At 55.9% G+C, this 14,281-nt stretch carries 12 protein-coding genes; 8 read left to right on the forward strand and 4 right to left on the reverse strand.

Features of this window, described 5'->3' with window-relative positions; all coding sequences use genetic code 11:
* Genes ACOI1H_RS13300 through ACOI1H_RS13315 form a run of 4 tightly spaced genes read right to left on the reverse strand, consistent with a single transcriptional unit; the run spans position 1 to position 5,453 of the window.
* Entirely contained in the window at positions 1–2,067 is a 2,067-nt protein-coding gene (locus ACOI1H_RS13300) for a DEAD/DEAH box helicase (protein WP_422438129.1), read from the reverse strand.
* Positions 2,067–4,745, reverse strand: a complete 2,679-nt coding sequence (locus tag ACOI1H_RS13305) for a class I SAM-dependent DNA methyltransferase (RefSeq protein ID WP_422438130.1) — start codon at positions 4,743–4,745, stop codon at positions 2,067–2,069. The genes ACOI1H_RS13300 and ACOI1H_RS13305 overlap by 1 nt, the downstream gene beginning before the upstream one ends.
* 4 nt (positions 4,746–4,749) lie before the next feature.
* Positions 4,750–5,220, reverse strand: a complete 471-nt coding sequence (locus tag ACOI1H_RS13310; protein ID WP_422438132.1) for a type II toxin-antitoxin system VapC family toxin — start codon at positions 5,218–5,220, stop codon at positions 4,750–4,752.
* Positions 5,217–5,453 carry a FitA-like ribbon-helix-helix domain-containing protein gene (locus tag ACOI1H_RS13315; protein WP_422438134.1) on the reverse strand — a complete coding sequence of 79 codons (237 nt, stop codon included), beginning with the start codon at positions 5,451–5,453 and terminating at the stop codon, positions 5,217–5,219. Before ACOI1H_RS13315 ends, ACOI1H_RS13310 begins: the two co-directional genes overlap by 4 nt.
* A gap of 233 nt (positions 5,454–5,686) precedes the next feature.
* Here ACOI1H_RS13315 and ACOI1H_RS13320 point away from each other — a divergent pair, with 233 nt between their 5' ends.
* The 8 genes from ACOI1H_RS13320 to ACOI1H_RS13355 all read left to right on the forward strand — a co-directional run.
* Positions 5,687–6,211: a hypothetical protein gene (locus tag ACOI1H_RS13320; RefSeq protein ID WP_422438136.1), complete on the forward strand. Its 525-nt coding sequence runs from the start codon at positions 5,687–5,689 to the stop codon at positions 6,209–6,211.
* Between the two features lie 24 nt (positions 6,212–6,235).
* Positions 6,236–6,784 carry a tyrosine-type recombinase/integrase gene (locus ACOI1H_RS13325; protein ID WP_422438138.1) on the forward strand — a complete coding sequence of 183 codons (549 nt, stop codon included), beginning with the start codon at positions 6,236–6,238 and terminating at the stop codon, positions 6,782–6,784.
* Positions 6,785–6,825: 41 nt separating this feature from the next.
* The gene (locus ACOI1H_RS13330; protein WP_422438140.1) at positions 6,826–7,518 is read left to right on the forward strand and encodes a hypothetical protein; all 693 of its coding nucleotides are present in this window, start codon (positions 6,826–6,828) and stop codon (positions 7,516–7,518) included.
* Entirely contained in the window at positions 7,511–9,676 is a 2,166-nt protein-coding gene (locus tag ACOI1H_RS13335) for a hypothetical protein (protein WP_422438142.1), read from the forward strand. The genes ACOI1H_RS13330 and ACOI1H_RS13335 overlap by 8 nt, the downstream gene beginning before the upstream one ends.
* A 524-nt stretch (positions 9,677–10,200) precedes the next feature.
* Positions 10,201–11,220 carry an IS30 family transposase gene (locus ACOI1H_RS13340; protein WP_422438144.1) on the forward strand — a complete coding sequence of 340 codons (1,020 nt, stop codon included), beginning with the start codon at positions 10,201–10,203 and terminating at the stop codon, positions 11,218–11,220.
* A 53-nt stretch (positions 11,221–11,273) separates the two neighbouring features.
* A complete protein-coding gene (locus ACOI1H_RS13345; protein ID WP_422438145.1) occupies positions 11,274–13,130 on the forward strand; it encodes a putative bifunctional diguanylate cyclase/phosphodiesterase in 1,857 nt (618 codons plus the stop codon).
* An 86-nt stretch (positions 13,131–13,216) separates the two neighbouring features.
* Complete coding sequence (locus ACOI1H_RS13350; protein WP_422438147.1) at positions 13,217–13,501, forward strand: hypothetical protein; 285 nt, start codon at positions 13,217–13,219, stop codon at positions 13,499–13,501.
* A gap of 43 nt (positions 13,502–13,544) precedes the next feature.
* The coding region (locus ACOI1H_RS13355; protein ID WP_422438149.1) for a hypothetical protein at positions 13,545–14,281 on the forward strand (737 nt) is incomplete at its 3' end.

The raw sequence follows: 14,281 nt of genomic DNA on the forward strand, positions 1-14,281 counted from the left end.
CTATTCTTCCGCAGTCGCACGCATGCGTTCAGCTTTCTTCGATCGGATGTAAGCAAGAGCTTCAGCCATGCGCTTTTCAAGGGGATCGGCCGCGTGCGGGTTCGGCTCACGTCCTTCGGCTTCCCGAAAGCGCCTGATCCTGGGCCAGAGCGTGCGGGCCTCGTCCTCGCTCATATTGATGCGTTGGGCAATCATGGCGCTTTGGATTTGCTTCAGAAGCGGCGTATCCAAGGCTTTGGATGCGACATCGAAGCCTTCACGGAACGGATTGATGCCGTCGATCAGATCAATGTCGAGATCGCGCACATTGATGAACTTCCTGACCATCCTGATCAGGTTCATGCCATCCGGCTCGTGTTCTTCGTCATCTCCCCCGTCGGCGTTGTCAGTCGCGCGATCTTCCTTCGCCGCTTCACGGCGGGCGATTGTCGCGATGTTCATTCTTGCCGCGAGATCCTGGCGAATGGACTCTGTTTCGTCAGGTGATAGGTCTTCGTAGCTTTTTCCGATGATGTCTGTCAGCACCATCTGGGTTGCGACTTCGGGGGCGATATCATCGGCGACAGTGCGGCGATCCATGGCCTGGCAGGCCCGGGCAACGAGATCCTGCATATCGTTTTCGCAAATGGCCCTGGCGCGCGCTGTCGGCGGCTCCATCATACCCTTGATGCCAATGTGGACTTTGCCTGTGTCATCGATGAGAACGGCATCGCGGATATCGCCGTCTTCACGACGGTAGAAGCGGAAATTTGGCTGCAACACCTGCTCCATCAGCAGGGCACCTGCAATGGCTTTGAGCATGTCGTTGACGGCATCGGCAACGACTGTGGTCTCCACGCCAGGTTCGGCGATCAGGTTCGTGAACTGCGCATGCGCCTTGCCGGTTGCATCTCGCGTGGCGCGGCCGATGATCTGAACGATCTCTGTGAGGGATGAGCGATATCCGATGGTCAGAGCGTGTTCACACCAGGGCCAGTCGAAACCTTCCTTCGCCATGCCAAGCGCAATGATGATGTCGACCTTGGCCCTGTCAGCCACATCGTCGCGACGGCCGTCAGCGTCGGTAATTTCACGCGTCAGTGCCGACTTCACGGTACCCCGTTCTTCGTTGTCGTTCACGAGATCGGCGATCTTCAAGATCCGTCCGTCTGATTTGCGCCGCACGAGATCAAAGCCAGTTTCAGGATCGCGGCCGACATGCTCGCCGATCGTGTCCATGATCCGTCCGACCTCATCATTCTTCTCGCCGTAAGCCTCGGCTGACCCGCGATGGGGAATATGGATGATCGTTTTCAAGTCCGTATTGAGGACGTCCGGGATCGCAGAGATGTATTTCCCCCGGTAGAAACTGTAGCTGATACCAAGCGATTTCAGGTGCTCGTAGCCATCGAGCTGCTCATAGTAGGAATAGGTGATCGACCTGAATTTGACCTCGTCCTCAGGGCGCAGCACGGGGACGGAGTCGCCTCGAAAGTAGCTGCCTGTCATGGCCACGACGTGCGCTTTCTCTCGCGACAACAGCCGTCTCAGGATTTCACCGAGGCGGTTTTCACCGCTCGCGCTGACATGGTGAAATTCATCGATCGCGACCAGGCAATCATCAAACGCGCCGGCATCGCCTTTGGCCTCAATCGCATCGTATGCGAAGCGGAACGTGGCGTGGGTGCAAACGATCACTTCGTCATCAGACGCCATGAAATCCTGGAAGGCTTTGACCTTCTGCGAGTTCGATCCCTCCTCTGCGCCGCTGACACAAAGGTTCCATCGGGGTGCGACATGCCAGTCACGGTAGAAGCCGTGTGCGGTCAGGTCTGTCGATCGAAAGGACGCACCGATCGAGGTCTCTGGCACTGCGACGACGACCTTGCGAATGCCCTGATTTTCGAGCTTGTCGAGGCCGAGGAACATCAGCGCCCTGGATTTGCCCGCAGCAGGGGGCGCTTTCAGAAGAATGAACTGGGCTCCGCGTGCTTCGTAGACCCTTGCTTGCATGGGCCGCATGCCCATGGCGTTGGTGACCTTCGACGTGCCCGTGCGCCCGTAGGCGACCTTTACAAGGTCGACCATCACGCAACCTTCTTCTTGGTCTTCTTAACGCGCGCGGCGTAAAGTTTGAAGAGATGCTCAAGTCGCTCTGTGTCGGTCTTGAATGGGCGTCCGATATACATGCCCTCCAGCAACTCGTCGTTCGCCCGGTGCGCGATGCGAAGATCCTCTGGCATTTTATCAGGATCGTAGAGAGTCGCGATCGTCGCCGGATGATGCTTGTAGCGGGTTTTGAGAATATCTCGGGCAGACTGTGACAGCGCCTCGAGCTGAGCCTCTGTAAAAGCTGGCACTGGGAATGTATTCCATCCCAGATCCTTCGAGTATCGAATGCGTGACTCCAGCTGACCGCAGGTGGCGAGCACCCAGATGCGGTGCATTTGGGAAGCAACGACAGAGACACACCACTCAGGTGCATCATATAGAACTTGGGTATTATCGTTCGCGATCACATCGGGCCCGACAAGGGCTACTGGTAGATAGGCCCTGCGCTCCGAGGTAACCCGCGGCACGAGGATCATTTGCTTTACAGCTTCTTTCTGCTCACGGAACGCATGTGACCTCAATGCCAATTCCTTTCCGGCACTGTCCTCCATTTTCTCACGATTGGACCGTGTTCGCTCGATCCTGCTACGGATGAACGGAATCTTGGTCGCGGCCTCAAGGTCGGCGTCCTTTATCCAAAGGCAGTATCGCTCGATGCCCTTCACGACTTCCTGGGACCCGACATATGGTCTGATGAACCTTGCGCTCGTTGGGTCGTCGGCGATAACCGCAGCCCGTTCTGCGGCCGAGAGAAGCAGCCCTCCATCATCGTATGCCATGTTGCCAAATGTCATTTCGGGTAGACCGTTGATGGCTTTACGCGATGGAGAGACGGACAGGACATTTGAGTCGATGAGGTAGCCATTGATCTGACGAGCTAATGTCGATACGCCGCCCTCAAAGATCAGCCGGTTGTCCTTTTTCGTGCAACTCAACCCGGCGATCACGCAAGATACGGCAGCATTGCTCGAAGCGTTGTTTCTCCATTTGAATGGTCGATGGGCGAAAACAATTTCAACTCCATCCCGAATGATACTGGGCCAGAGTGTGGGTACGGATGCCCCCTGGCAAATGGAGCTTGTTGCGACAAGCGCACAGGCCCCGCCATTGCGTCGGATGTAATTTGCGGCCAGGTAATACCAGGGTGCGACATAGTCGAGAGATCTGTATGTCTTCAACTTGCCTTTGAAGACGAAATCCATATCCGCTTTCTGATCCTTGTCCTGCTTTGCCTTTCCCCGGAAGGGGGGATTGCCGACGATAAACACTTCGTAGCCGGTTGAGGCGGGGCAAACATCTTCCCAAGCAACTCGCAGGGCATTTGCAAGCCTGATGCTTGCCCCGCCTTTGAGTGGGAGCATGGCTGGGGTTCGTCCAAAGGCTTCCCCGAACAATGCATTGGCCTGATACTCGGCGATGAACATGGCAAGCTTCGCAGTTTCGGCCGAAAAGTCAGTCACTTCGATGCCGTAAAAATTGGTGATCGAAATCTGCGACCACATCTGGGTCTGGCTTTGCCCTTCGATCTCACCCAGTCTGCGCAGGATGCGGATCTCGCGGGTGCGGAGTTCACGATAAGCGACGACAAGGAAGTTTCCGCTGCCACAGGCGGGATCGAAAACCCGTATCGCGGAAAGCCGGTCGAGGACTTTCCGCAAACCATTGGGCCGATCCCATGCCTTCTCGATCTCGCTGTCGAGGTCGTCGAGAAACAAGGGCCCTAGCACCTTCATGATGTTTGGAACGCTGGTATAGTGCATCCCGAGCTCTGCACGCGCCTTCGGGTCTGCGACGGACTGGATCATCGAGCCAAAAATGTCCGGGTTGATCTGGCGCCAGTCGAGGTCGCAGGATTCGCGCAGATAGCGAAAGGCAATCACATCGAAGCGCGGAGCGTCGATCTCGCCTGCGAAAAGGCCGCCGTTGACGTATGCGAGGTCGTGGCTCCAGGCCGGCAGGTGTGATCTCTCATCCTTTGGCACGTTCATGGCCTGAAAGGCGGACACCAGAACTGTCTTCGCTTCCTCGCCTCGACCTCCTGCATGGGTGAATACGGCGCGTGAAAACTGGTTTTCCGGGAAAATGCCAACGTCTTCCGCAAACATGCAGAAAATCAGGCGCGTCATGAGCTGGTTCATGTCATGACGCCGTGCGTCTGTTGTCCAGTCTGGATTGGCCTTGGCCAGGGCGTCATAGAGCTTCGCGAGTTTTCCTGTTGCCTTCACATCGACCGGGTTTTCCTCGGCCGGCCGGTAGCGGTCCTTCCCCGCGGCCGGCAAGAAGAACCCGAAGTGGTCGCCGATCTCGGAAAACGCGCAATGCAGCCGCTCCTGGCTTTTCCAGTTTTCCGCCGCAACCGTTTCCCCGTCCGTCACGATGAGGATGGCTGGCTTGTGCTTTGCTGTGCGTTTGCTGCCTTTCAGCGCATCAAGTGTCGCCTCCACACCGAGGCTATCAGCCGGCGCGAAGTGAAACTTCCCGTTCATGAGAACGCCGCCCTCGATGTCAGAGCGGTTCAGTGACCCGCCGCGCAGCTTGGAAACCGTTGCGCGCGCATTGTCTGTGGCTTCAGCAAAGGAGAACCCGAACTCAGCTGGATCGAAGGTCGCCTTGGCGATGATGTCGAGAGCTTCAAAGATGTCGGTGGGGTTCATATGCTCACTCGAATACTGGTTGTTGGTTCGACATTGTGGTTTGGTCGGCTTCCAGGTCGTGAAGGTGGACGGCGTGCCTGGCGTGTTCGGTTCCATCCAAGGTCCGCAAGAATGTGCGGTCTGCCGTGATGAGGCGCCGTTTCAGTCTTTCAGCCAGCGCGAGGTATATGCAAGCTTGCACAGATTGATGAAGCGCCATTGCAAGCTCAAGGGCGCGAGCCTCCAGATTATCATCGGCATCAACGATTGTGACCGGAGCAGCTTGAAGCACTGAATAGAGTTCTGATGCACCCGCCTGGGATAGCGCGTGCCGGGCAACCATTGCGCTTAGCGCGTTTGCAGTTTCGATGCGCAGCTGCGCCGGAGCTGCCATGTCAAATCCTTGAAGGAGATCGGCTATTGGGCTGTCTTCCTCGTCGATGATCCACTTGATCGCGACGGATGCATCGATGACAAAACCTCTTTCATCATTCATTTTGGGGCTTCGCGTTCTTGGCGCAGCATCTCGGTCGTTGTGAGACTGCCAGACGTCAGCTTCACGCGTTTCGATTGGGCGAGGGCGAAGAAATCCTGATTTCGTCCTGGGCGCAATGCGTCCTCGAGAATCTTGCGGTGTTCTGCTTCAGCTGAACGTCCTGCTTTTGCGGCGCGGTCTTTCAGGGCCTCGACGAGTGCTACGTCGATATTCCGAACCGTCAATTGTGCCATGAGATTACCTGAATGCGTTATGCTGGCATTATGCAGGCAAATCACTTTCGCACAAGTTGCAAAAATCGATCATGGTTATGAGCCGTTATGTTGCCCGCCTGTGCGTCGAATGGCATCGCGCCCAGCGCTTGTCGAAATGGAGAATTTCTTAATCGGTCGATCTGGCCAAAGTTTCCTACGGGAGGTCTTTTCACGGAGTCTTCCCATTGCCTTTGGTGATATGGAGATCTGCGATGCGGGATTTTTCGGACCAATTGTTTTTGGGCGACGATGTCACTTGTGATGTCGAGATGACGAAGGCGCTGGAAGCGCTCGAGCTGAACGCAAGCAATGTTGGACGCGTCAATCCCGCGTTGAGGGATGCGATCGTGTTTTTACCCGTCGCGTGGTCCGGCAGCTACACGCACGGCACAGTGGGGGCCCGAAAAACGGATTTGCGGCGCTTTTTGGCATGGTGCACCGGTCAAGGAATTTCTCCTTTTTCTGATAGCAATGCGCTTGGCCGACACATCGGGTCCTTCATGGTCGCCGTCGCGCCGACGCTCGGTCCTGACAGCCTGAAACGGACAGGTGCTCATATAGCAGCACTCATGCGCGGCCTGGGCCTTCCTGATGTCAGTGTCGCTGAGACCCGCCGTCTTGTCGTGCGCGCGAAGCATCATGCCGCGACAGTCAGAAAGACAGACAGACAGGAAAAGGTTTGGCTGACCGCAGAAGAGATGGCCTTGATCGAAGCCAGCATCGCGTCATGTAAATAATCAAGCCAGGGTCGTTTGCGCGACGTGGCGATCTTTAAGATGATGAGAGAGCTCATGCTGCGGCGAAAAGAGATTTGCGACCTCCAGCAACGCGATTGGGACCCCACGTCGGGGTGCCTGACCATCAGGACGTCCAAGACTGATCAGGTAGGCCGGGGTGCCGCCTACACGCTATCGCAGGAGACATCTGACGCGGTGAACGCCTGGTGTGATGCATCCGGGCTGACTGATATCTCTGATGAGGCGGAGGATGGTCGAATGCCACTCTTTGCCGGCGTTCTGAAGAACGGAGCCCTTCGGCGGATGAAGCAAAGCGGCATCGCACCCCTCGCAGGCAAGTCTGTCGCGCGTATGCTGGATGCCCATGCGCAGCGTGCTGGCATTCACGGCGTATCTGGTCACACCGTCAGGCGGTCCATTGCCCGGCAGCTTCAGCAGGCGGGTGCTGGCGATGAGGATATCGTCGATGCTGGGCGTTGGACGTCGGTCGACGTCATGCGGCGTTATGTTGGTCTCGCTGTTACGCGCCGTAGCGCTGGCGACCTTCTGACACGCACTCTGTGTGCGGCATGACCAATCTGAGGGATATGTCGGCAGGGCCAGATGGTCCTGCCGTGACAGGGCAGACCTTCGTGGGGTCACGTCACCAGTTTATGGCCATGGTGGCCACGAGAGGCTCGCGCGACGTGATGGGTATTTGGCGCGACGGGAAAGATGTGCTTCCTGATGCGCGTGTTGTCTGGTCTCGGGGCATGGCGCCTTACAATGCCGTGGCACGTATCTCCCCTGTGGTCGCCAGTGACCTGGTTCTCTTGGCTCGTAATGTTATCATTGCTGACTTTATGCGATCCCTGTCAGTCTTGGAGGCTGGTGCTGACCTTGGCGGCCTGTCCTTTCCGTTCGGGACAGACCTGCCGCGGGCCTCGCAGAAAGACATTACTGAACGCGCAATGTCTTTGCGCGGTTGCGTCAACCCGTCGACGAGCCGTCAGATCAATGACCGTGGTGAGATAGAGATTGCCGTCTTTCGGGAGACCTATCTGCAAGAGTTCCTGGAGCCCTTCATCGCCGGGAATACCGGGCCGGTGGAAGCTGATGAAGCCGGTCAGGATGTGAAAGTGAGGGACGGTGTTGGTTGGGTCTCCTGGTCTGCCGTCAGGCACTTCTCGAACGCCGACATGGCAACATTCGAGCGTGGACTAGGCGATCATCTCTATGCCACTCTTCTTGCACTCGACACACTGCGGGGACAAGATATCATCGAAAGGCCTCTGAACATCGCAATCGGATCGGCCACCCGTGGCTGAGACGCCTATTGGTGGCCCATTGAACGGGCTTCCCGGGTGTCTGTTTGCGCGACCGGGCACAAGTCCGCGCACGGTTTTCGGCAAAGCGACGGACGGAACTCTGTGGCACATTTCCGAGGTCAAACGTGGCGATGATGCACTGATCTGTCCGGACTGCGGCGGCATCCTTGTGGCCAGGCTACGGGACGAACTGCGGGTCGCGCATTTCGCGCACAAGGCAATGGCAGAGTGTCGATCAGCCGGAGAAACGGCACTGCATAGGCTGGCCAAGGAGATCATCCAGGAGGGCGGCGCAATCTTGTTGCCTGCCTATTGCGTTGCGGGTCAAGTATCTGGCGTCGGCCGGACCGTCACGGCGCAGCCCCAGCAGCGCGTCTCTTTCGACCGGGTCGACATCGAGGTGCCTCAGCCCGGCTTCAAGCCAGACCTAATCGGATCGGCGCTTGGTCGTGATGGTGAGGTGCTGCACCGCCTCATCATAGAGATCCGCGTCACTCATGCCGTGGACGCCGAGAAACTCTCGAAACTGCGCGTGCACGGCGAGTCGGTCATCGAGATCGATCTCTCCGGTCTCGACCGTGGCCTGACCGGTTCCGAGCTTGCAGCGCAGATCCTCGAGGCGGCGCCGCGCAGCTGGCTCTATCACCGCAACGAGGATGCGCTGACTGATCGCGGCCACAGGCAGATGGCGCAGGAAGAAGCTTCAAAGGAGCGCAAGAAGACCGCCGCCATCGAGATCCAGGCGCACCAGAAAAAGTGCCGCGCGGATGCCCGCCTGCGACAACCCTCCCGCGGCAACCTTGATCAGGAAGAGTGGGCAAGGCAGGAGCGCACCAAGTGGAGCTTTCTCGAGATGGAGGGTATCTATACCGTTGGCGCAGATGACGGCATCTTCGATGTTGCGCCTGATGTCTGGCGAAGTTTCATCGTCTCAGTGCTGGCGCCGTGGAGGGAGAAGCCTCACCGCCTCGATGCCAACCAGGATCTCGCGCGTCTTTCACAATTTCTTGCTGGTCAGCTGCGTGAGAGGAAATGGGTTAAGCCGGAGTTTGATGCCTCCATCAGGGAGTTTCGTCAGAGGCGGTATGCCAACCGTGATATCGTCAGTGAGGCTATCCAGCTCTTCTTGATGGAAGGACTCACTCCGTATGGGTTCGGTGGATACCTGCATCAGCCGGGTGTTGATCTCAATGCAGCTGCATGGGCCATCCAAAAGGCTTGGAAGGACGGCACGCTCTGGGCATCTACGATGGCAAGGTTGGTTCGGCTGCTTCAGGGAAAGGGAGGTAATGTGACTGTGCTCGGGGTGGAGATGCCTCATGACCTCACACCTTTCAATGTGATCGCGGCTGCTCGTGATCACGGCGCTGGATATACCCATGTTCTTAACGATCTGATCAGTGAGGTGGTGATCGGAGAGGCGCGGCACGGTCCCCGACATGACATAAATGCCTATATTTCCGAGGGTATTGACATAACCATGCCTGGTGACCTCACACCACGGAGTGGGCAACGCATTCTTGATCTGATCCATGCCGAGCATATGGCAAATTGGCAGGCCCAGGTGGATGCCATAATTGAATGCGAGACAGACCGCCTTCTGTCTGTCTTTCTGGATTTGAGTAACCGGGGTGTCCTGCCGGATGATCCAGATGGAGCTGTAGCAGATCTATTGGACGCTGATGCTCTGAGGCGCATAATCGCGACACCAATCGATCCTGCCGGGAACAAAACCTTAGCGACTGCACAGCGCCGTATCGCCATGGCTGTGGACCGTCTGACCAGGCTTGCGAAAGCTATTGAGGGGCTGGCAGATCTACAGGCACTTTGCTCTGATCCGGATGCGTCGCGCCTTGTAGGGGAAGCAGGCACCATTGCAGTCATGCGACGATTCAGTGAGGGCAGGGACCCTGCGATGCAAGATGTGTCGGTGACATCTGCACGGAATGCCTTGGCGAACCTCGCGCGGCTCAGCTCGGGCTGGGGATATGGCGATGAGTTCGCAGGTCGTGCAATGTCATCAATCCCTTATGGCGACACCAACCGTCTGGTCGACCTGATGGTCGATGGTGATGTTATTATGTTCCGCAGGGCTATGGTCGAGATCACAAGTAGGCGGGAGCCGCCGAAGTGGATTAAATCTCGTGACGAAATCTGATCTATGGATCTGGCTTGGTCGACACTCGATCGCAGTTTAAACACCTGCTTTCGTGTAATCCGTGCAGCCTCTCGATCATAGGAATCAAGCCCATGCCGCGCTATCGCGGCTAAGCTCGCGTGCAATCCAGTGTGAGTTTTAAATGATGTCCACGCTCGTGGATGAAGTGCTCAGGTCAAGGGCGCAAGTCTATATGCTAAGGAAAACAAGACACATCATTGCCTTACAGATGCGTCGATTCTTTAGGAGTTCGGCTTTATTTTCCCTGCTTTGCGTCTGCGCAACGCTATCCATTTATCTGAGAAAAAGATCGCGTAACTCAGAATCAAATCTTCAAACGCACGGAATAGGAAAAGGGCATATGTAAGCTCAAGAAAGCTAAATCATGTTAGGCTTCAGGGTAAAATCTCCCAAGGCTGCCGTTTAACCGCGACATTTTAACTTGCAGGCAATACTCCCATCACAAAGCTTAGCCTCAAGATCCAAGTGCGACACCAGCAGCCCAGAGGGCATAGGATTTTGCGATGGACAGAAGATACAAGCACTTGGATTCCGAGGCACGCGGCGTGATTTTTGCGGAGCATCGGCGCGGATCGAGCCTGCGTCAGATCGGGCGGCTTCGCGGGCGACACGCCAGCACGATCGGCCGGGAGCTGGTCCGGGGCGGGGGCCCGACAGGATACGATCCACAAGTGGCCCGACAGGCGCATCATGTAGCGCGGCGCCGTTGTGGGCGTCGACGAAACCTGGTGCCGGACGCCGCGTTCTACCTCTGGGTCCGTGACCGCCTGATCCATTGGCGCCGGTCGCCGGAGCAGATCGCGGCCAGACTGCGGCGCATGCATCCGGACGATCCCCGTCAACGCGTCAGCCACGAGGCGATCTATGCCGCGATCTACGCGCAGCCGAAGGGCGGACTGAAGACATTGATGATCGAGGCGCTACGGCAGGCCAAAGCGACGCGCGGACGCAGGCGCACAACTCTGGCGGTGTCCGCCATGGTTCCGGAAACGCTGCGAATTGTTCATCGCCCCGAAGACATCGAGGCGCGCCTTGTTCCTGGCCATTGGGAGGGAGACCTGATCAAGGGGGCTTTCAACCGTTCCGCCGTGGGCACGGTGGTCGAGCGCAAGACGCGGTATCTCATTCTCAGCAAGATGACCGGCTGCACCGCGAGTGCCGCGCTCGAGGGATTCACGCGACAGATGAAACGGCTGCCCACTGCACTGCGCAGGTCGATGACCTATGACCGCGGCTCCGAGATGGCCTGCCATCCCGACCTGGCGCGTCGCCTGAAGATCGACATCTGGTTTTGCGATCCGCATGCCCCGTGGCAGCGCGGCTCTAACGAAAACACCAACGGACTGCTCCGCCAGTTCTTTCCAAAGGGCACCAATCTCAGCGGCCTCAGTCAGACCGCCCTGAACGACGTCGCTCGCCTCATGAACGACCGCCCGCGGATAACGCTGGGATGGAACACCCCCGCAGAAGCCATGGCCGAAGAACGCGCGGCCTTCAGATCAACCGTCGCACTTGAAACTTGAGACCAAGAAGTGTTGAATGATCGGCCTTTGTTGCGAGAATAATGATGACTTTGATGTTTAAAACACCATTCCCGATCAACGAAACTGAAAGACTAGAATGTCTCACCAACCTCAAGCTTGACCATACAGTCCCGATTTTGGGCCTAAATGGCCTTTGCCAAATTGCAGCTCACATTGCTGGCGCGGAGATCGCATTGATCTCCATGGTTGGAAAAGACGATCAAGAGTTTGTGGCGTCCGTTGGTCTGGATAAGGCTGATATGTCAGATGTCACTTGCACCTCCAGAGGCGTATCTTTTTGCTCTCATGCAATCATGCGGTCCGATCAGTTTATTGTTGAGGATGCTCTTCTGGATACCCGCTTTGCGAACAATCCACTCGTTACGGACGGGCTCAAAATTAGGTCCTACGCGGGCACTCCACTCGAACCCGAGCAAGGCCTTTTTGTCGGAGCTCTCTGTGTGATTGACCGCCATCCGCGGTCATTCGATGAGGCAGTTCTCGAAAAGCTGCGCGATATTGCTCGGGCAGTAACAGAGTTACTCAAAGCGCACCGTGACAGGCTCAGACTTTCTGATGCACTCAGGGAGAGTGAGCGGCAACGCGCAGCTGTCGAGCGTGCCTCGCGTATTGATAGCCTGACGGGTCTGCTGAGCGCTGAAACATTCTGGAGGGGCCTTTCACAAGCGACATCTGAACCTCAGCCTGTGGCTCTGGTCTTGATGGACGTCGACCGGTTAAAGGTTGTAAACGACGCATATGGGCGGCAGTTCGGGGATATTTACTTAAAATCCATCGCCGAAGCACTTACGTCTTCGATACCTGTCGATGGTCAGGTCGGCCGCCTGGGTAGTGATCAGTTTGGGTTTACCCTTCGGGGCGTGAACGCGACCGAGGCAAATGTAGAGCGCATTCTTGAGTTGTGTCGCTCCGAAGTCAAGGAGCGCGCATTAAAATTCAAGAGGCCCGAACTCGGACATCTCAGCTGCGGCGTGGCGCTTCGCGCAGACTCTGGTGAATCATGCGATGCGTTGTTTCAACAGGCAGATATCGCGTTGAGTGCTGCTAAAAATAACGGGCGTAATTGCGCCACAGTCTACGATAAATGCTTTGAGAGCCAGTTCACTGAACGTGTCTTGCGCACAGAGTTCAGCGCAGCTCTTAATGCCGGTGAAATCGTCCCTTACTATCAGCCAAAATGGTGTTTGCAGACGGGAGCGATTATAGGCTCTGAAGTTCTCTGCCGCTGGAACCATCCCAAGCGCGGCTTGCTGACTCCATTTGCGTTTCACAACATGCTGAACGACCCTCAAACGGGCCCTATGCTGACGCGTGAAATGTTGAAGCAGGCTTGTCGTGATTACCTCGCACTTCGGGATCTCGAACTTGATCCGGGCCGTTTTGCCTTCAATGTCACACAGTTCGATTTGGCAAACCCGGGGTTTGCCGACATGTTGGATCATATTCTGGATGACTATAACATTCCATGGAATCAAATCATCATCGAAGTTACTGAAGGCGTCGTGCTCGGACAAGAGGATGGCCAGATCAGAAAGGCAATGACTCACTTGCGAAATCGCGGCGTGAAAGTCGCCCTTGACGATTTTGGGACAGGATACGGAGGACTTCAGCACCTGGCCACGTGGCCCATTGACGAGATCAAGATCGACAGGTCGTTCACCTCTGTCATTGACACGGACAGCCGCACTCGCGCTATCGCGCAATCCATTATCATACTCTGCAATTCACTCGGACTGTCGGTCGTTGCCGAAGGAATCGAGACAGAGAACCAGGCTACCATCCTTCGGGAAATGAATTGTGACATCGGCCAGGGATTTCTGCGAGGCCGCCCAATGTCTCTTGATAGTCTAAAAGGATTTCTCAAGAAAGAAAATCACTTCGAAGTCTAACTACCGATGATGCCAAGACGAAAACATGTATCTCATGCTGGACGGACAAATTCATAGTACAAAATAGTAGATAGAATGGGGGAGTTATGAAGGTAATTTATAAGATATTGCTGCTGATTCTCATGGCGAATACATCCCACGCATCATCACAATTGGAATGTCAGATTTATGCGCCTCTGTATCGGCTGTATAACACGCAGATTCACGCAATAAAGCATGGTTCTAGCGATATTCTTACTTTGAGCCGTATGCAATCTGCCCTGGCTGCCGCTACCTCAACATCCACGCAGGCCCTGATTCCAAAAGTCAGTTCAGGATCAGACCAACTAGCTTATGCCGCGCTGATTGATTTGGCTGTTGATGTCCTATAGATGCGCCAGGAAGAAGATTATGTCGCGTTACAGAATTTGAAGCGTGACCCGGCAGGGCTATCGCGTTTGGAAATTTGAGCGTGAAGAGGGCGAACGGAGCGTGAACTTCTGGGCTTTCTCGCTACGTTCGTGGCCAAGTTTCGATGATTTTCGACCTCTACGTGACGAGACAGACCCAAACGCGATTCCCCTGCGTGACCCGGCGGCGATGACTGTTCTCAGCAGTGCTGAAAAAGTGCTGTCGCGCTACAGCTGTAAAAAGGAAGTTGCCGGAATATCTGGATCAAGTGATTCCCACATCAATAATGGAATGCGAAGCAACGGCACGCTTGAGCATGATGCGGATCAGTCCCTTTCCAACCCTACTGGGCAATCTATCCCGCTATGGCTTTACCTCATAGCCCTTCTGACTGTTGCTATGTTTCATGGTCTTTCAAGACTCATCGTCAGGCGCAAAAATCTGGCGCGCCGTCGGGCTCATCGGTATTCTGTGAAAAAATGCGCACGATTTAGAGCTGGGGAGCTGGCTTTTAAAGGTGAAATCCTTGATATCAATTGCTTCGGAATAAAGCTGCGTCATAAGGGGTTACTTCCTCCTGAGGAACAAAATATTAGCGTCGAAGTGTTGGGGCAGATAAAATCAGGGCGCATTACTTGGCGAAACGGTCACTACGCCGGCGTCCTATTCGACAGTCGGCTCAGTATGGCAAACGTCCTTTATTTCGTCGGAAATGACTTTTCTGCTGCCGCCTTTCGGGATGATCCTGCCGACGCACCCAT

This window comes from Loktanella sp. DJP18 (genome assembly GCF_049310965.1).
GTDB lineage: Bacteria > Pseudomonadota > Alphaproteobacteria > Rhodobacterales > Rhodobacteraceae > Loktanella.